The organism is Ohtaekwangia koreensis, assembly GCF_900167975.1.
Classification (GTDB): Bacteria; Bacteroidota; Bacteroidia; order Cytophagales; family Cyclobacteriaceae; genus Ohtaekwangia; species Ohtaekwangia koreensis.
Genome location: NZ_FUZU01000001.1, coordinates 1,491,036 through 1,506,685 on the forward strand (window position 1 = coordinate 1,491,036; position 15,650 = coordinate 1,506,685).

Sequence of the window (15,650 nt, forward strand, 5' to 3'; positions counted from 1 at the left end):
CATGGAATTTACTGTGCTTATAAATATCTTTCAGCAAAATCTTAATCTACCTATTTTATGGATGCACAAAAAGTTGACATGTACCTTATGACCAATGGGAAATTTTTCGAAGGTCATCAAATCCCGATGATCCGCGAAAGACTCCTGGCGTTGGATGAATCACGGTTCGCTCAATTACACGCTATTAACCTGAAAGATCCTACAACCATTCTGATTGTATCGATCGTTGGTGGTGGCTTTGCTATTGATCGTTTCATGCTTGGTGATACAGGTTTGGCGGTTGCTAAATTGTTGACCTGCGGTGGTTTAGGTATCTGGACGATCGTTGACTGGTTCATCATTATGGGCCGTACACGCGAAATCAACGCGCAGAAATTCTTTCAACTTGTAGGGTAAGACGCTATAAATTCCGATATGGATCCGAAGAACCGGAAAATATATTGGACCCTATTCCTTCTTTCACTGGCCGGGTATATATGGCTGGGCTATCATCTACTAATGCATGATCGCCACCAGGAGGCTGTAACCTTGTGCATGTTCAAGAACATCACAGGATTGCCTTGTCCTTCCTGCGGAGTTACCCGGTCAGTACTTTACCTTCTTCAAGGCAATGTCTGGCAAGCGATTTTAATAAATCCGCTGGGTATAATTGCCGCTATACTACTGATTGTAATTCCACCGATGCTGCTGCGTGACCTCGTGTTGAACCAGCAAAGTCTGGGTATAACATTTCAATGGGCGGAAGAAAAGATCCGTACTCAAAAAAGAATTTACATTCCATTGATCCTGCTGATTGTTATCAACTGGGGATGGAATATCATGAAAGACTTATAAATATATATGGCTGAAGTTGTTTCGTTCGCGTACCACCCCGATGACTACGAAAGTGAAAAGGCATCGAACAGTTACCTCATGTCGCTCATAGCCGTCATTGCAGGACTGCCGTTGCCCATTGTCAACCTGCTGGCTACCGGTTTTTTCTGGTTGAGTAATCGCAAGGGAACATTCTTTGTCCGCTGGCATTGTATGCAGGCGTTGCTTTCACAGCTCTTGATACTCTTTATGAACAGTGCCGGCTTCTATTGGACGCTCTCTATTATCTTTGGTGATAATACAATTTCCAATACCTATATAGCCTATATCATCACGATCGTGATTTTTAATATCGCGGAGTTTTGCATGACGATCTATGCCGCTGTCAATACGCGCAAAGGTAAACATGTATACTTTTGGTTCTTCGGTCCGTTAACCGATCAAATTTGTAAATCCTGATTATGGCTGGCAAGATCTTAACACAGTTCGCAATTATTGCGATATCATTTTTCGGAGTTTGGTTTTTGCTGAGCAGAATCGAATATATAGGTGATGGCGATGTGCAGCGATTCGCAAAAGAGAGCGAGCGTAAACTCAGTGAAATCATTCTGGAGACGATTACCGCTACGCATGATGAGATCGATAATGAGAAAGTAAAAGCAGTACTTGATTCCATCAAGGTTCGTATATGCCGTGCCGAGAAATTGGACTGCGATAAGATAAAGATACATCTGGTTCGCAGTAGTGATATCAATGCATTTGCATTACCCGATCATCACATGGTGATATATACCGGCTTGCTGGATTATGCTAATAATGCAGAAGAAGTAGCGGGTGTAATGGCGCATGAGATCGGCCACATGGAAAAGAATCACGTCATGAAAAAGCTGGTGAAAGAGATCGGTATTGAAATGCTTTTCTCTATAGCTGCCGGTGATGCAGGGAATGATATATCGCGTGAGACAGCCAGGGTGTTGTCCTCTACGGCCTTTGATCGTAAACATGAACGTGAAGCGGATGCCTTCGCTGTTGAAAGTCTGGCAAAAGCAGACATTGATCCGCAGCACTTGAGTAATTTCTTTTTTCGCCTGGCGAGAAAAGATGATATACCGGAGGAGCTTGCATGGGTTAGCACACACCCGGATACAAAAGAGCGCGCTGCCGAAATCATTAAACAGAAGAAAGAATACACCTATAGCAGCAAGCCCATCATTCAATTACCCTGGAAGGATGTACAAAAATTCTTAAGTGCAGGAGAGGATGCTGAAGAAACGTTGATAACAATAACCCAAGATGCTGATACTATAGCTGTTGAAGAATAATTGCGGGCTTTTTTTCTGACAAGCTCTGAATTATCATCCGCAGAAAAAAAGTCGAGGTAAACATGCGCTGTAGGTAATCTGATCTTATGATTAGCTGTTAGCGTATGTGCATCTATAGTAAAGCCTTCGTCATGCGATTCCAGTATGTTCCTAATTGCTATATTTCATAACTAAGTATAACTACTGAAGAGCGAACCGGTATTCGTTGGGATTTCAGGGCGATGTTTATGACATAGCTTTGCGTGAAAAGTTAATTATGAGTATATCAAACACTACGACCGAAATACTTCACGAAGCAAGTTGGGGATTTATAGAGTATATGCCGGATGTTCCTTGTTTGCGTTGCGTGATCCGAGGCTTTTCACTGAGCGAAGAAGTTAAAAGTCGTCATAATAAATTGCTGGAATTGCTGGAAGAAAAAATGCCTTTACACCAAAATAAAATTGGACTTCTCACGGATACCGGGAAAGCAGAGCCTTTATTAGAGATAGATATAAAATGGCTGATGGAGGATTGGACGCCGAGGCTCAGTCGGCTTGACGCCAGGTATATTGCTGTTGTGATACCCGAGAATGAGTGGGCACAAACCAGTGTTGAAGCTATACGGGAGATGATGGAAGAAGCAGATAATGGTTTAACTCAAAGGTATTTCAAAGATGATCAGCTTGCGCTAGCCTGGCTTAGGGATGTCGTAAATAATTAGAACGTTGTTATTTGAAAGGCTAACTATATAGTCTGCAAAAGAAACTATTCTAATCCTGATAACCTTACGAAGCTTTTTTACGAGGCGCTCTTTTTTTCGGAGGCTCTGCAGCTGTTCCAAATAATTCCATTTCCTGCTCTACGAACTTCGGCTCGGGTATAGATAAACCGCAGTGGTTGTTCAATTGCTGAATCAGGTATTTACTTAGTTCGGGTGAATGCAGCTCTTCGTGCTGGTGCATGAAGAAATATACCTGTTCAATGCCTTGCTCCATCCAGCTTTTAATACGCTGTACCCAATCATCTATGCGCGTATAGTCACTGGGATGTAAGCCATTGCCGACAAAACGTATGAAGGCAGTAGGTGTTGTGAGCCGCATGTGTACACAATCTCTGCGGCCGGAAGCATCCGTAATAATGGCACCGGCTTTATTCTTTTCCAGCATATTGAATGCAGCTTGAAAAGCAGTTTCATTTGAAAACCATTCAGCATGTCTGAACTCAACAAAGAGCTCTATATCTTTTGGTAAAGATTGTATAAACGCCTCGATGGTATCTTGTGTTTTTGGAGCCATGCCCGGATGCGGCATCAAAAATATAGGACCGAGATTATCTTTGAATCCAGATATACCTTCCAGGAAACGGTCTGTTAATTCCTTCACATCTTTCAGCCGTTTCATGTGTGTGATCTGGTCTGTAAACTTCGGACAGAATTTAAAATTCTCTGTCACTTTACCAGCCCAGCCTTGTGTCTGTGCAACGGTAGGCATACGGTAAAACGTAGCATTCAACTCGATGCAATTAAAATGACTTGCATAGTGCTTCAGGAAGTCGGCTTCCTTGGTTCCCTTCGGATAGATCTTTCCAACCCAATCCTTGCGTCCCCACTTGGCACAGCCAACAAAAATTTCAGGCTTCTTCTTCGAAGCATTTGATTTTAACAACTGCGTTGTTTCCTGGCGATCAGGAGGAAGTTTGAAATCAACTTTCTCAAGCTCTTCTGAAGTTATGCGTCCGAATTCCATTGTGAAAGATACCGTATCGGAAAACTTTATCCAAAGGTTTGGAAGGAGCTATCGCAACCATTTTTTTACAACGTGCCCCTTCCACATCCAGAAACCGGAGAGTATAACCAATGGAAGGATTACCCAGCGAACCATTGCAGCAGCTTCAGCTATAGTCGATACCGGGCCGTATACAAAACCGATGATCGGTATACTTGCCAGAATGTGAAACCACCGGATGATTTTTCGTTCCGTTGCTGCATTCATAGTATTGGTGATTTATATACGTATATGATATAGTATATTTGGATTACTCAGTTTTAGTAAGATGCATGTTGAAAAAGTTATTCCATGTGGTTCCGTCTTGCGAGAACTCACCGGTTTCGTCCCAGGTCTTCTTTACAGGATCAAGCGCGATTGCATACCGCATCTTTCCACGCCCCGGTATATCAAATCCCCATTGAAATGTATTCTCTCCCGTAACCTTTACCCAGGCATCTGTACTACGGCCATCTTTCAGATATGATTTAAATTTATACTGGTCAGTACTTTTATCATACGAAAGTATAGCCAGCGCATGATGAACAACGAAGTCTTGCTTGGTGGCAGGATCAAATGTCTTACCAATTCCTTCAACCAACAATATCATTCCATCAAGTTTTGATTCGATGCGTTCATCCATGGTTGCTTTGCGCGGTTCACCGGGCCCCATGCGCATGAAGCTTTCACCTTGCCAGCGGCCAACCCAGGCAGCAAATACTTTCATCTTCTCCTTGTCGCCTGTCTCTTGTGCGAAAAGTGTTCCGGTAGTAATTGCATGAAGTAAAATGGAGAGAATTAAAATCAGAAGGTTTTTCATATAGGGGGTGTTTATTTGTTGATGTATTGTTTCAGGTTATTAACATAGTCTTCGAAAGCCTTAATACCTTTCTTTGTGATGCTGCAAGTAGTAAGAGGCTTCTTGCCGCGGAATGATTTTACGATTTGTATATATCCGGCTTCTGAAAGTTTATCAAGTTGTACACTTAGATTGCCCGCTGTACTTTTTGTTTTCTCTTTCAAAAAGGTAAACTCAGCAGACTCCACACTGATCAATAAAGACATGACCGCCAGTCGTAATTGTGAGTGTAACAGAGGATCGAGATCGTTGAACATTAATCTTCGTGCTTGTTCTTCAATATATAGCCTGGCACCAGGTAGCCGCAGAGTATAGCCACAGCACCAGCAAGCGATTGCATTTCATTCGGCACCAGGAAGCTGATGATTCCAAATACCCAGAACAGAATTCCACCAATCATTAAAGGTTTGAACCGGAGAATTATACCCGACACAAAGGTTGGTACGGCACTCATGATCAATATGATCGGTCCGATCTGAAAATTGATTTTATAGCCAAAAGCTACCACTGTAAAAATACAGATAGCATAGCACATCCAAAGTGAAGCACTGATCCGGTCAAAATGTGACGAAGCAGATTTGTCTGCGTTCTGTTTAATGCTCCTATATATAGTATAGATCCAGGCAGGTATCGTGATGACCCAAACAATATAGGGACGTTGATAATCAAGCATGGAAAGCACAAACATGCCCAGGTTGGCTAGCGCTACTACCCATCCCCACAAAAGAAAATAGAAGCTGTTACGTTGAACATTTCCTTTGGCCTGATCGATCATGCTGGTAATGATGGACAGACTTTGTTGAGCGCTGAGATTCTCGGGTTCTTTCATATAGGGTGGTTATACGATGATAAATGTAAACTGGTTTATGTTATAAACCAAAATATTTAGAATATCGGCTTTTTAGCTATTTTTGGAGCATGTTTACAGGGATCATTGAAACCGTAGCCGAAGTAACGGCCATTCAGAATGAGGGTACGAACCGTCATTTTAAAGTTAAAAGTGCTCTGAGCAGCGAATTGAGAGTTGATCAAAGCGTATCACACGATGGAGTTTGTCTCACGGTGGTGAAGATTGAAGATGGTGCACATTGGGTGGTAGCGGTGCAGGAGACTTTACAAAAATCGAATCTTGGAAATTTGAAGCAAGGAAGTAAAGTAAACATTGAGCGTTGCATGTTGAACAACGGCCGCTTCGATGGCCACATTGTTCAAGGACATGTAGACCAGACTGGAATCGTGAAGGCTATAAAAGAAGTAGGAGGAAGCTGGCTTTTTGATTTTGAGTATGATGCTTCTACTGGTAATGTTACGGTTGAGAAAGGATCAGTCGCGATCAACGGAGTAAGCCTGACGTGTTTTAATTCAACTGCGAATAGTTTCACGATCGCGATCATTCCTTATACCTACGAGAATACAGGCTTTCACAAATTAAAGCCTGGCGATGTTGTTAACCTTGAATTTGATATTATCGGAAAGTATGTGAAGCGGTTGCTGAATATACCCGGTATATAATTGCGGGTATATCAGGCTGATTCAAGTTGCTTCTTTCCAAACCAATGATGCAGTAATTTATAGACCCGATAACCGATCCAGCCGCATCCAACCCCGATTAGTCCGCCAACCAGGATGTCGCCCGGATAATGTACTCCAAGATATATTCTGGTATACGCCACAAATAGCGCCCAGACAAACAATACACCAATCCATTTTCTGGTTTTACGCAAGAGGAAAAAGAAAAAAGCTGCTGCGCCAAATGTATTCGCAGCATGACTGGATGCAAAACCATAGAGGCCACCTTTATATACTTTCCCGTCAGGTCCTGTTACGAAATGGAGCAAGCCCTCTAAACTAGGTTCATGCGAAGGGCGAAACCGTTCGAAGTAAGGCTTCATCAGGCCACTGGTAATCTGGTCAGCCAACACAATTGTAATGGCAATCGCGATCAACGCCATCCATACTTCTCTTCTATACTCTTTAATAATAAGATATACCAGGAAGGCATAGAGGGGAAGCCAGGTTAACGTTTGGGTTGCAAAAAGTATAACAGGATCGAGCCACGGTGTATGGAAACCGTTCAGGAATATCATTAATTTTTTATCGAGCTCAATCAGCGTTTCCATTCGATTTTAATTTCAGAGCTATTTTTTCGTTTTCAGATTCAATCCACCCAGCCGCCTCTTTCATTGATAAAAAGAACCGTTGTTCAATGCCAAGCTTGAGGATCGATTCATTCATGCTGCGAAGGTAGTCATGAATATGGTCATCTGCAGCATCCGGGCGAATGGCAGCAATCCGGATTAGTCCATTGCGTGCCGCCTCCGGTATAATTTCATGAAACATCCACAGCTGATCTTCTTTGTCAATGTGTCCCTGACGCGAAAGGTCCGTAATAAAGTTGGGTGTGTTATATATCTTTACAAAATCGAGTGTTTTCGAAAAAGCACTTCGGTACAGGTCACTGGTTATAGGCCCGTTCCAGATAATACCCGTGGAATTAAGATGTGCATCGAAGAAAATTTCAGCGTGACGTTCCTTGAACAATACCTGACGTTGAATGTCTTCCGGCTTTTTAAGATATACTGTAAAAGTTGTATACCGGTTAATTTCACTGTCAACCGTAATATAGCCGCCCAGCGCCTCTACCTGGAGCTTTACTAAATATAGTCCCAGCCCCTTTCCTTCTGTATGAAAGTGAAAACGTTTATATAGTTTAAATAAATTCTCTTTATTCCTTTTCAGGTCGATCCCCAACCCATTGTCCTGCACCTGTAGAATATAGTATTGATTATTTTCGCGGGAAGAAATTTCAATGACAGGACTTCGCTCTGCTGATCTATACTTGATCGCATTGTTGATCAGATTATACAGAACACTATGCATCATCGGCTTCACGGAATATATATATTCTGTTTCTATATTTTTGATGATAGAAATGCCGGATTGCTTTACTTCTTTTTGGATGATGCTAAAGGTCTCATCGATCTCTTCTTCTACATCGATCTTCTGGCGGATCTTAAAAATATCATGACGGATGTCGATGATCTTGGTGAGATCCTTGATGATCACATCAAGTCGTTCAGAAGAAGTGCGTATGTGATCAAGGATTTCCGAGTCTTCAGGTTTAACAAGTGTAGGCTCCAGCAAGTGAATCAAGCCCAGTAAACTGGCAACAGGTCCGCGTAAGTTATGCGATACAGTATAGGAAAACTGCCTGAGCTCATTGTTATGTTTGATCAGCTCCGTGTTGGTTTGCGTCAGGTCTTTATTCTTCTCCAGTAACTCGGATGTAAGCGATTCGTTTTGAGTGAGCAACCTGTTCTTATGTTCCTCGATCATCCGGTATGCATTCATCAATTGCTTCTGGTTCACCTCGAGGGCTTCACTTTGTGCCTGCAACTCCGAAGACTGTGCTTCGATTTCGGCATTCTTTTCCGTGAGCACTTCATTGGTATTATTAAGTTCAGCGATCAGTTCTATGTTTTTAATTTCGTTCCGCTCCGACATCCATTTCAGAAATGCAAGTGCACTTACCAGTAAGCAATACGATATGAAAATCACAACATTGGCAAAATAATATGTAGATGCCTTGAGTGTATCCTGCGAGTAACCTACACCGAATAATTCGTGAAGAGGATCATACCCGATCAGAATTAATACACCTGCCAGTGAACAGAATAGAAGAGATTTTCTTTCATATATAGAGAACAACACCCAGGGGAAAGAACAACTTCCAAGAATTATAAAACGGAATGTAAAATAATCAAGTTCTTCGGGGGTGCTATAGTAAATTGTTTTGGAGTATATAGAGAGTGCTGTAATGATAACGGGTATAATCAAGCACGTCCAGATGCGGCTGCTATAGATATGCCCTGCTCTGTTTAAAAGCACGGTGCCAAATGCGAGCAGACCAACAAAAGGGATGGCGATTGTTACGATACTCCATCCATACCATATATAATAAAAGACGAAGAGAACAAGGCTTAAAAAAAGCAAACTCATTCCAATAGCATTGGAGATAGCGACTCCGCGTCTTTCAGTTAACGTCTTTGTAAAGTGCTGGCCGGAAAAGATAATCGAGTAGATAAATTTCATCCAAAAAAACCAAGCGATTAAGGGCTTTGTTCCAAATTTAAACAATAAACGGTAACAACAATTCGGGTAAAACACAATGCTGACAAAGGCTAGCCGTGTTACTAATCATTTGAGACATACCAATCATCTGTTGTGTTAAAATTTCCTTTTAATAAAACGCGGTTAAGTGTACCTTGGGGTATAAATAATAGTTACTGTCTTTCGTGCTTTATTATGGAGAAATATGATCTGGTCGTTATCGGAGCAGGACCTTCCGGGTATGCTGCTGCGATGCGTGCATTGGATTTCAGAAAGAAAACACTTCTGATCGAAAAAAATATTGTGGGTGGTGCCGGAGTTTCAAATGGTGCCTTGTCATCCAAAACGTGGTGGGAGCTTTCGCGAGAGACGGCTTCATTCCTGAAGAACCTGAAAAGATTTAATCTGCAGGTGCCCACTATTAATTACAAAGAGATTCAGGCTGAGGTAATGCGTGCGATCGATGAACGCAAAGGCATGCTGGAAGAACATTTGCAAATGATGAAGGAGTCGCACTATGCAGATCTGTTAGCATTTAAAAAAGGCACTGCAAAACTGCTCAGTCAAAATGAAATTGAGATCGAATATAGCGACCTTACAAAAGAAGTAGTATGGGCTGATCATATTATACTTGCTACTGGTAGCAGGCCACGCTACCTTCCGGAGTTGCCCATCGATGAAAAGATTGTGATGACCAGTGAAGGCATTGAGGCGATGGAGGATTTTCCGGAAAGCATGGTGATTGTAGGAGCGGGGGTTATAGGCTGCGAGTATGCTACTATATTTTCTGGCTTCGGAAAAACGAAGGTACATCTCATTGATAAAGGTGATCGCATTCTTCCCTTTGAAGACGAAGATGTAGTGCGTGTGATTGAACGGAACATGGAGAACAGCGGTGTGCTGATCCACCGGAATTCGCGCTTGATTCGCATGGAGATAAAGCATGACCGTGTAGAGTATGAATTGGAATATAACGATGGAACGAAGTCGGTATTTAATGTTGAGAAGGCGCTTGTAGCGGTAGGTCGAATTCCAAATTACGAAGACCTCTGGGAGCCGAATGTAGACATCAGTATTTCGAAGCGCGGTATTGAAGATAATGATACACAGACTAACATATCCAATATATATGCTGTGGGCGATATTACCGCAGATATATCCCTGGTAAATGTAGGTGAGCTCGAAGGACGCTATGCTGTTGAAAAAATATTTAGCGAGCCCGAACGTAAGCTGGTATATGAGAATATCAGCACCATTATGTTTCTGAGTCCGGAGGTTGCTGGTGTAGGACTAAATGAAACACAAGCCCGTGAGAAAGGTATAGATTATAAAGTGGTGACGCTGGACTATAGCTGTATACCACGTGCTATAGCGAAACGCAATACGCAGGGTTTTATTAAACTGTTGGTGACAAACGATGAGCCGATGAACGTGCTCGGTGTGAAGATCATCGGTAATCAGGCATCCAGCGCGATTCAGGCAGTGGCGTTACTGATCTGGATGAATAAAGGTATAGAAGAACTGGCGGAATGTGTTCATCCCCATCCGTCCATTACGGAAGGCATACAGGAATGCGTGCGTATGTTACTCGGTAAATCTCTTTTTAAACCGGATGTGTTGAAGGGTAAACTTTCGTGCCGTACAAGCATGAGCGGTATATATGCTGATATAAAATTTTAGAACGCATTAAAATATATAGGGCAACACCTGCGTGCTGCCCTATATATTTTTTTCTCCCCTGAGGTATATATCTATTTTGAATGACGTTTCTTCAGTACGTCCAATACTTCATTTAACGAATAGCCTTTGGCCGTAAGTAGTACGAGGTAGTGGTATAACAAGTCTGATGCTTCACCGAGAAAAAGTTCTTTGTTGTCATCCTTCGCTTCAATAACAAGTTCAACAGCCTCTTCACCAACTTTCTGGGCAACCTTATTAATTCCGGATTCCAGAAGTTTGTTGGTATAAGAACCCGCCTGCGGATTTGCCTTGCGGTCTTTGATGATTGCTTCCAGAGATGAAAGATCCCAGTGGTCGTTCTTTTCATTAAAGCAAGTGTCTGCTCCCGTGTGACAAGCAGGGCCTTTTGGATTCGCTTTTATCAACAACGTATCCTGGTCACAGTCCAATAATATATCTACAAGCTCCAGGAAGTTTCCGGAAGTTTCTCCTTTTGTCCAAAGCCGTTGTTTGCTCCGGCTAAAGAAAGTTACCTTTTTATATTGAAGTGTTTTCTGGTAGGCTTCTTCATTCATAAAGCCCAGCATAAGAACACGCGAAGTGCGTGCATCCTGTACCACACAAGGAACAAGCCCGTTGAGCTTGGTGAAATTTATAGTGAGATCTTTCATTTGCTAAAATTGTCGTTGACGGTTGTATATATACTATAAAACAACCGCCTAGTTCATTCGTACATTAATTTCTTTACTCTTTAGAAACGATTTGAGTTCCGGAATTTTTACTTCGCCAAAGTGAAATATACTCGCGGCTAACGCAGCATCGGCTTTGCCGAGTACAAAGGCGTCTATAAAATGCTCTTTCGTGCCTGCACCTCCAGAGGCAATCACCGGGATTTGCAGCATCTCGTATAGCTTGCCAAGCGGGTCATTCGCGAAGCCGCTTTTTGTACCATCGTGATCCATGCTTGTAAAAAGTATTTCGCCGGCACCTCTTTCCTGCGCTTCTTTAGCCCACGAGAAAAGTTTTTTATCGGTAGGATTTTTACCCCCGTGTGTATGTACTGTCCATAGGTTGTCGATCTTACGCGCATCGATTGCCAGTACTATACATTGCGCACCGAACGCACGCGATAGCTCGTCAATGAGGTTCGGGTTGCGCACCGCTGCAGAATTGATACTCACTTTGTCGGCACCCGCCTCCAGCAATGGCGCCACATCAGCAACGCTGCTGATACCACCACCCACCGTAAACGGTATATTTATATGGCGTGCTATATCCCGCACCAGCGAAGCAAAAGTTTTGCGCTGCTCATTGGTAGCAGAGATGTCGAGGAACACAAGTTCATCGGCACCTTGCTGCGCATATAAAGTGCCCAGCTCTACCGGATCACCCGCATCACGAATGTTAACAAAATTCACGCCTTTTACCGTGCGACCATCTTTAATATCAAGACAGGGTATAATTCTTTTTGTCAGCACTGGATTCTTTGTTTATAAGATTATTTGATTCGTACTTGTTGTTATATGCGCGGCTATAAATCAGAGCAATGCTAACTCCTCTAGCTTCACGCGTCCTTCGTAAATAGCCTTGCCTACAATCACACCATCTACACCAATTCTTCTCAACTCCTGCAGGTCGTCCATGTTACTAACACCGCCACTGGCCACCAGGTGAAGCTGTGGAAAATTAAGGATTAATGTTTTATATAGTTCAATGTTCGGCCCTGTTAACATACCGTCTGTACTGATATCGGTACAGGTAACATACTGTATTCCGTTCTGAACATAGTCGCGAAGGAAACCCGTAATGGGGAGTGAAGAGTTTTCCTGCCATCCACTGATTGCGATCATGTTATTCTTTACATCGGCACTCAGTATTATTTTATCTGAACCGAATTCACCGATCCATCGAATCACTTTTTGCTGCTCCTTCACAGCAATGCTTCCGAGGTTTACTTGCTTTACGCCAGCATCAAAAAGCTTTTTCATCTCGTCATCGGTTTTGATACCGCCACCAAAATCTACCAATAGCTTCGTATGCTTTGTTATACTCTCAACAACTTTCCAGTTTGTAACTTTCCCAGCCTTCGCGCCATCTAAATCTACCAGGTGAAGGTATTGCAGTCCCTGGTCTTCAAAAGATTTCGCGACATCAAGCGGATTTTCATTATATATCTTCTTCTGTGCATAGTCACCTTGCGTGAGGCGTACACATTTACCGTCTATGAGGTCGATGGCAGGAATAATTCTCATGGGGTTGAATCGTTAGGTCACTGGTTGATAATGTGCTATACTTTATTCTATAGCTATACTTTTAAAAAGCTTTTCAGGACGAGTTCGCCTGTCTTTGCCGATTTTTCAGGGTGAAACTGGACAGCATAAAAATTATCTTTATGCATGGCCGCACTGAAAGGATTTATATACTCTGTGATAGCTGATGTATAACTATTGACCGGTACATAATAACTGTGCACAAAATAGGCGAACTGATTTTCAATGGCAGGATCGAGCCATCCACTGGAGAGTGTTAAATTATTCCATCCCATGTGTGGCACCTTCAAATTGTCTTTTGGTATAAAGAGTTTTACACTCTCACCAAATATACCCATACAATCTGTATTATTTTCTTCCGAATATTTGCACATCAGTTGCATACCCAGGCATATACCCAGCACGGGCTGTTTCAGGTTGGTAATTACCTGGTCGAGTTTTTTGTCACGCAGGTATGCCATCGTGGTGCTGGCTTCACCAACCCCCGGAAACAATACCTTGTCTGCTTTCATGATTTCTTCGGCATTGTCAGTGATCGTAAAGTCAATTCCCAATCGCTCCAGCGCAAAAGAAACAGACTGTATGTTGCCTGCATTATACTTGATGATTACAAACTTCATAGCGGTGTTTTAAACTTGTGCTCCTTCGGTAATACTTTCACAAAATTGCCAATCTGTCTTTATAAAATTCCTTTGGTGCTCGGAAGTTGGTTGCCCTCTTTCTTTACAGCCATCTTTATCGCTTTCGCGAAAGCTTTAAATATAGCTTCAATTTTATGGTGTTCGTTTGTTCCTTCTACTTTAACGTTCAGATTACTTTTGGATGTATCTGAAAATGATTTGAAGAAATGATAGAACATTTCAGTTGGCATTTCACCGATCTTCTCGCGTTTAAATTCAGCGTCCCACACAATCCATGGCCGTCCTCCGAAATCTATAGCTACCTGTGCCAGGCAATCATCCATCGGCAGACAAAAACCATAGCGTTCTATACCACGCTTGTCACCGAGTGCTTTTAGAAAAGCTTCTCCCAGCGCCAGTGCAGTATCTTCTATAGTATGATGTTCATCAATGTGAAGATCACCTTTAACTTTTATAGTCAAGTCTATATTTCCATGCCTGGAAAGCTGATCAAGCATGTGATCAAAAAAGCCCAGTCCGGTTTCAATGCTGGACTTGCCACTTCCATCGAGGTCAATCGCAATGTCAATGTCGGTTTCTTTTGTTGTACGTTTCACTACGGCTTTTCGTGACGGCTTTGTCAGGAAAGTATATATATCTTTCCAACTGGTAGTTGTGAGTGAGCAGTGTGCATCCAGATTTTGCGCTGTCACTTTTTCCTGGAGGCTTCCGTCATTCAGGAGAATTCCTTTTGCTCCAAGATTTTTGGCGAGCTCTATATCTGTCAGCCGGTCACCGAGTACAAATGAATTTTTAAGATCATACGCTTCGCTGAAGAATTCAGTGAGCATACCGATGCCCGGTTTACGCGTTGGTTTATTTTCCTTCGGAAAACTTCTGTCTATAAAAATCTTCGGAAAGTATATACCTTCATTCTCCAGCGTCTTCATCATTTTAGTATGCGCAGGCCAGAATGTATCTTCCGGGAAACTGCTCGTACCAAGACCGTCCTGGTTTGTTACCATCACCAATTCGAAATCAGTTTCTGCAGCGATCTTTCCAAGCCAGGTAAATACACCCGGATAGTACTCAAGCTTTTCCAATGAATCAATTTGTTCATCCGCAGGTTCAAGGATGAGTGTGCCATCGCGGTCTATGAATAATACTCTTTTCATAATTCTTCCAATGCTTTAATGAGGCGGTCATTTTCTTCTGGTGTACCGACTGTGATACGCAAACAATTATAGCACAGTGTTACACGAGAACGGTCGCGCACTATGATCTTGTTCTCGAGTAAATATTGATATGCTGCCGGTGCATCCTTCACACGTACCAGTATAAAGTTACTATCGGATGGGAAAACACGTTCGGTGATCGATAACTTTTCCAGCGACTTCATAAGCTTCGTGCGCTGCTTGATAATTTCTTTTACCCAGTCTTCCATGACGCGAACATTTTCAAGAGCGTCGAGTGCAAGCTCCTGTGTTCGAATGTTTACATTGTAAGGATACTTAATCTTGTTGAGGATGCTGATTATATCTTCGGAAGCGAAGCACATACCGAGGCGTAAACCGGCAAGTCCCCAGGCTTTTGAAAAAGTTTGCAGCACCACGAGGTTCGGATACTTAGCGAGATCGTCAATGAAACTTTTACTCTTCGCGAAATCTATATAGGCTTCATCGATAACTACCAGTCCGTAAAATCTCTTCAGAACTTCAAGAATTTTATCGCGGCTTAGCAAATTCCCGGTCGGATTATTAGGACTACACAGGAAAATGATTTTCGTAGTAGCATCAAACGTTCTTGGGAAAGCATCGAGATCTATATCGAAGTCTGGTGTAAGCAACACAGGTTGAACATTTACCGCATTTACTTCGGCACATACGGAGTACATGCCATACGTTGGTTCTGTAATGAGTATAGAATCCTGGTTCGGTTCACAGAAAGCACGGATCAAGAGATCAATTGCTTCATCGCTTCCATTGCCTAAAAAAATCTGTTTTGGATCTATATGCTTGATCGCTGCCAATTCTTTCTTCACGTTCCATTGCAGCGGATCAGGATAGCGATTATAGGGAGATTGATAAGGGTTCTCGTTAGCATCCAGGTATATCTCTGCTTCGCCTTTAAATTCATCCCGTGCCGATGAATACGGTTTCATCGTCAGGATGTTTCTTCGGACGAGTGCGTTGATATCCGGAAGTGTTTTCTTCTTACTCATGTACGTGTTC

The 15,650-nt window shown here is 42.5% G+C and carries 20 protein-coding genes; 7 read left to right on the forward strand and 13 right to left on the reverse strand.

The features are described 5' to 3' along the window. Positions 1 to 57 precede the first annotated feature (57 nt). From B5Y40_RS06285 to B5Y40_RS06305, 5 genes are all read left to right on the forward strand, one after another. Positions 58 to 396, forward strand: a complete 339-nt coding sequence (locus B5Y40_RS06285) for a TM2 domain-containing protein (RefSeq protein ID WP_079685825.1) — start codon at positions 58 to 60, stop codon at positions 394 to 396. Positions 397 to 414: 18 nt separating this feature from the next. Then, positions 415 to 834, forward strand: a complete 420-nt coding sequence (locus B5Y40_RS06290; protein WP_079685826.1) for a DUF2752 domain-containing protein — start codon at positions 415 to 417, stop codon at positions 832 to 834. 6 nt (positions 835 to 840) lie between these two features. Then, a complete protein-coding gene (locus B5Y40_RS06295) occupies positions 841 to 1,272 on the forward strand; it encodes a magnetosome magnetite crystal formation protein family (protein WP_079685827.1) in 432 nt (143 codons plus the stop codon). A 2-nt stretch (positions 1,273 to 1,274) separates the two neighbouring features. Further along, on the forward strand, positions 1,275 to 2,135 hold the full coding sequence (locus B5Y40_RS06300; protein ID WP_079685828.1) for a M48 family metallopeptidase: 861 nt from the start codon (positions 1,275 to 1,277) through the stop codon (positions 2,133 to 2,135). Positions 2,136 to 2,391: 256 nt separating this feature from the next. Then, the gene (locus B5Y40_RS06305; protein WP_079685829.1) at positions 2,392 to 2,838 is read left to right on the forward strand and encodes a hypothetical protein; all 447 of its coding nucleotides are present in this window, start codon (positions 2,392 to 2,394) and stop codon (positions 2,836 to 2,838) included. 64 nt (positions 2,839 to 2,902) lie between these two features. Here B5Y40_RS06305 and B5Y40_RS06310 read toward each other — a convergent pair whose 3' ends face one another. The 5 genes from B5Y40_RS06310 to B5Y40_RS06330 are packed head-to-tail and all read right to left on the reverse strand — an operon-like array spanning position 2,903 to position 5,568. After that, positions 2,903 to 3,862 carry a DUF72 domain-containing protein gene (locus tag B5Y40_RS06310; RefSeq protein WP_079685830.1) on the reverse strand — a complete coding sequence of 320 codons (960 nt, stop codon included), beginning with the start codon at positions 3,860 to 3,862 and terminating at the stop codon, positions 2,903 to 2,905. A gap of 48 nt (positions 3,863 to 3,910) precedes the next feature. Next, the gene (locus tag B5Y40_RS06315; protein WP_079685831.1) at positions 3,911 to 4,108 is read right to left on the reverse strand and encodes a hypothetical protein; all 198 of its coding nucleotides are present in this window, start codon (positions 4,106 to 4,108) and stop codon (positions 3,911 to 3,913) included. Positions 4,109 to 4,151: 43 nt separating this feature from the next. Then, positions 4,152 to 4,700 carry a DUF1579 family protein gene (locus B5Y40_RS06320; RefSeq protein WP_079685832.1) on the reverse strand — a complete coding sequence of 183 codons (549 nt, stop codon included), beginning with the start codon at positions 4,698 to 4,700 and terminating at the stop codon, positions 4,152 to 4,154. Between the two features lie 11 nt (positions 4,701 to 4,711). Further along, complete coding sequence (locus B5Y40_RS06325) at positions 4,712 to 4,996, reverse strand: winged helix-turn-helix domain-containing protein (protein WP_079685833.1); 285 nt, start codon at positions 4,994 to 4,996, stop codon at positions 4,712 to 4,714. After that, on the reverse strand, positions 4,996 to 5,568 hold the full coding sequence (locus tag B5Y40_RS06330; RefSeq protein ID WP_079685834.1) for a hypothetical protein: 573 nt from the start codon (positions 5,566 to 5,568) through the stop codon (positions 4,996 to 4,998). Before B5Y40_RS06330 ends, B5Y40_RS06325 begins: the two co-directional genes overlap by 1 nt. Before the next feature lie 89 nt (positions 5,569 to 5,657). On the opposite strand from B5Y40_RS06330, the gene B5Y40_RS06335 reads away from it, so the two are divergent. Further along, complete coding sequence (locus B5Y40_RS06335; RefSeq protein WP_079685835.1) at positions 5,658 to 6,251, forward strand: riboflavin synthase; 594 nt, start codon at positions 5,658 to 5,660, stop codon at positions 6,249 to 6,251. A gap of 11 nt (positions 6,252 to 6,262) precedes the next feature. Here the strand turns inward: B5Y40_RS06335 and B5Y40_RS06340 are convergent, their stop codons facing one another. Together B5Y40_RS06340 and B5Y40_RS06345 are read right to left on the reverse strand one after the other, a co-directional pair. Beyond that, the gene (locus B5Y40_RS06340; protein ID WP_079685836.1) at positions 6,263 to 6,859 is read right to left on the reverse strand and encodes a phosphatase PAP2 family protein; all 597 of its coding nucleotides are present in this window, start codon (positions 6,857 to 6,859) and stop codon (positions 6,263 to 6,265) included. Continuing rightward, positions 6,843 to 8,831 carry a sensor histidine kinase gene (locus tag B5Y40_RS06345; protein ID WP_079685837.1) on the reverse strand — a complete coding sequence of 663 codons (1,989 nt, stop codon included), beginning with the start codon at positions 8,829 to 8,831 and terminating at the stop codon, positions 6,843 to 6,845. The genes B5Y40_RS06340 and B5Y40_RS06345 overlap by 17 nt, the downstream gene beginning before the upstream one ends. A 213-nt stretch (positions 8,832 to 9,044) precedes the next feature. Between B5Y40_RS06345 and B5Y40_RS06350 the strand changes: the two genes are divergently transcribed. Continuing rightward, positions 9,045 to 10,529: a dihydrolipoyl dehydrogenase family protein gene (locus B5Y40_RS06350; RefSeq protein WP_079685838.1), complete on the forward strand. Its 1,485-nt coding sequence runs from the start codon at positions 9,045 to 9,047 to the stop codon at positions 10,527 to 10,529. A 71-nt stretch (positions 10,530 to 10,600) separates the two neighbouring features. Here the strand turns inward: B5Y40_RS06350 and hisIE are convergent, their stop codons facing one another. The 6 genes from hisIE to hisC are packed head-to-tail and all read right to left on the reverse strand — an operon-like array spanning position 10,601 to position 15,640. After that, positions 10,601 to 11,200 carry a bifunctional phosphoribosyl-AMP cyclohydrolase/phosphoribosyl-ATP diphosphatase HisIE gene (hisIE, locus tag B5Y40_RS06355; protein ID WP_079685839.1) on the reverse strand — a complete coding sequence of 200 codons (600 nt, stop codon included), beginning with the start codon at positions 11,198 to 11,200 and terminating at the stop codon, positions 10,601 to 10,603. A gap of 48 nt (positions 11,201 to 11,248) precedes the next feature. Further along, entirely contained in the window at positions 11,249 to 12,007 is a 759-nt protein-coding gene (gene hisF, locus B5Y40_RS06360) for an imidazole glycerol phosphate synthase subunit HisF (RefSeq protein ID WP_079685840.1), read from the reverse strand. Positions 12,008 to 12,067: 60 nt separating this feature from the next. After that, positions 12,068 to 12,781 (reverse strand): 1-(5-phosphoribosyl)-5-[(5-phosphoribosylamino)methylideneamino]imidazole-4-carboxamide isomerase, encoded by a 714-nt coding sequence (gene hisA, locus B5Y40_RS06365; RefSeq protein WP_079685841.1) that lies wholly within the window; start codon positions 12,779 to 12,781, stop codon positions 12,068 to 12,070. Positions 12,782 to 12,834: 53 nt separating this feature from the next. Then, positions 12,835 to 13,419 carry an imidazole glycerol phosphate synthase subunit HisH gene (gene hisH, locus B5Y40_RS06370; protein ID WP_079685842.1) on the reverse strand — a complete coding sequence of 195 codons (585 nt, stop codon included), beginning with the start codon at positions 13,417 to 13,419 and terminating at the stop codon, positions 12,835 to 12,837. Between the two features lie 59 nt (positions 13,420 to 13,478). Then, positions 13,479 to 14,594, reverse strand: coding sequence for a bifunctional histidinol-phosphatase/imidazoleglycerol-phosphate dehydratase HisB (gene hisB, locus B5Y40_RS06375; protein ID WP_079685843.1), 1,116 nt, complete (start codon positions 14,592 to 14,594; stop codon positions 13,479 to 13,481). Continuing rightward, on the reverse strand, positions 14,591 to 15,640 hold the full coding sequence (hisC, locus tag B5Y40_RS06380; protein WP_079685844.1) for a histidinol-phosphate transaminase: 1,050 nt from the start codon (positions 15,638 to 15,640) through the stop codon (positions 14,591 to 14,593). The genes hisB and hisC overlap by 4 nt, the downstream gene beginning before the upstream one ends. Positions 15,641 to 15,650: the final 10 nt, after the last annotated feature.

Coding starts and splice junctions, on each gene's coding strand:
- B5Y40_RS06325 (WP_079685833.1), bottom strand. CDS start 4,996: ATGTTCAACGATCTCGATCCTCTGTTACACTCACAATTACGACTGGCG.
- hisC (WP_079685844.1), bottom strand. CDS start 15,640: ATGAGTAAGAAGAAAACACTTCCGGATATCAACGCACTCGTCCGAAGA.
- B5Y40_RS06340 (WP_079685836.1), bottom strand. CDS start 6,859: ATGGAAACGCTGATTGAGCTCGATAAAAAATTAATGATATTCCTGAAC.
- hisH (WP_079685842.1), bottom strand. CDS start 13,419: ATGAAGTTTGTAATCATCAAGTATAATGCAGGCAACATACAGTCTGTT.
- hisIE (WP_079685839.1), bottom strand. CDS start 11,200: ATGAAAGATCTCACTATAAATTTCACCAAGCTCAACGGGCTTGTTCCT.
- B5Y40_RS06350 (WP_079685838.1), top strand. CDS start 9,045: ATGGAGAAATATGATCTGGTCGTTATCGGAGCAGGACCTTCCGGGTAT.
- B5Y40_RS06300 (WP_079685828.1), top strand. CDS start 1,275: ATGGCTGGCAAGATCTTAACACAGTTCGCAATTATTGCGATATCATTT.
- B5Y40_RS06305 (WP_079685829.1), top strand. CDS start 2,392: ATGAGTATATCAAACACTACGACCGAAATACTTCACGAAGCAAGTTGG.
- hisA (WP_079685841.1), bottom strand. CDS start 12,781: ATGAGAATTATTCCTGCCATCGACCTCATAGACGGTAAATGTGTACGC.
- B5Y40_RS06290 (WP_079685826.1), top strand. CDS start 415: ATGGATCCGAAGAACCGGAAAATATATTGGACCCTATTCCTTCTTTCA.
- B5Y40_RS06285 (WP_079685825.1), top strand. CDS start 58: ATGGATGCACAAAAAGTTGACATGTACCTTATGACCAATGGGAAATTT.
- B5Y40_RS06320 (WP_079685832.1), bottom strand. CDS start 4,700: ATGAAAAACCTTCTGATTTTAATTCTCTCCATTTTACTTCATGCAATT.
- B5Y40_RS06295 (WP_079685827.1), top strand. CDS start 841: ATGGCTGAAGTTGTTTCGTTCGCGTACCACCCCGATGACTACGAAAGT.
- B5Y40_RS06315 (WP_079685831.1), bottom strand. CDS start 4,108: ATGAATGCAGCAACGGAACGAAAAATCATCCGGTGGTTTCACATTCTG.
- B5Y40_RS06335 (WP_079685835.1), top strand. CDS start 5,658: ATGTTTACAGGGATCATTGAAACCGTAGCCGAAGTAACGGCCATTCAG.
- B5Y40_RS06345 (WP_079685837.1), bottom strand. CDS start 8,831: ATGAAATTTATCTACTCGATTATCTTTTCCGGCCAGCACTTTACAAAG.
- B5Y40_RS06330 (WP_079685834.1), bottom strand. CDS start 5,568: ATGAAAGAACCCGAGAATCTCAGCGCTCAACAAAGTCTGTCCATCATT.
- B5Y40_RS06310 (WP_079685830.1), bottom strand. CDS start 3,862: ATGGAATTCGGACGCATAACTTCAGAAGAGCTTGAGAAAGTTGATTTC.
- hisB (WP_079685843.1), bottom strand. CDS start 14,594: ATGAAAAGAGTATTATTCATAGACCGCGATGGCACACTCATCCTTGAA.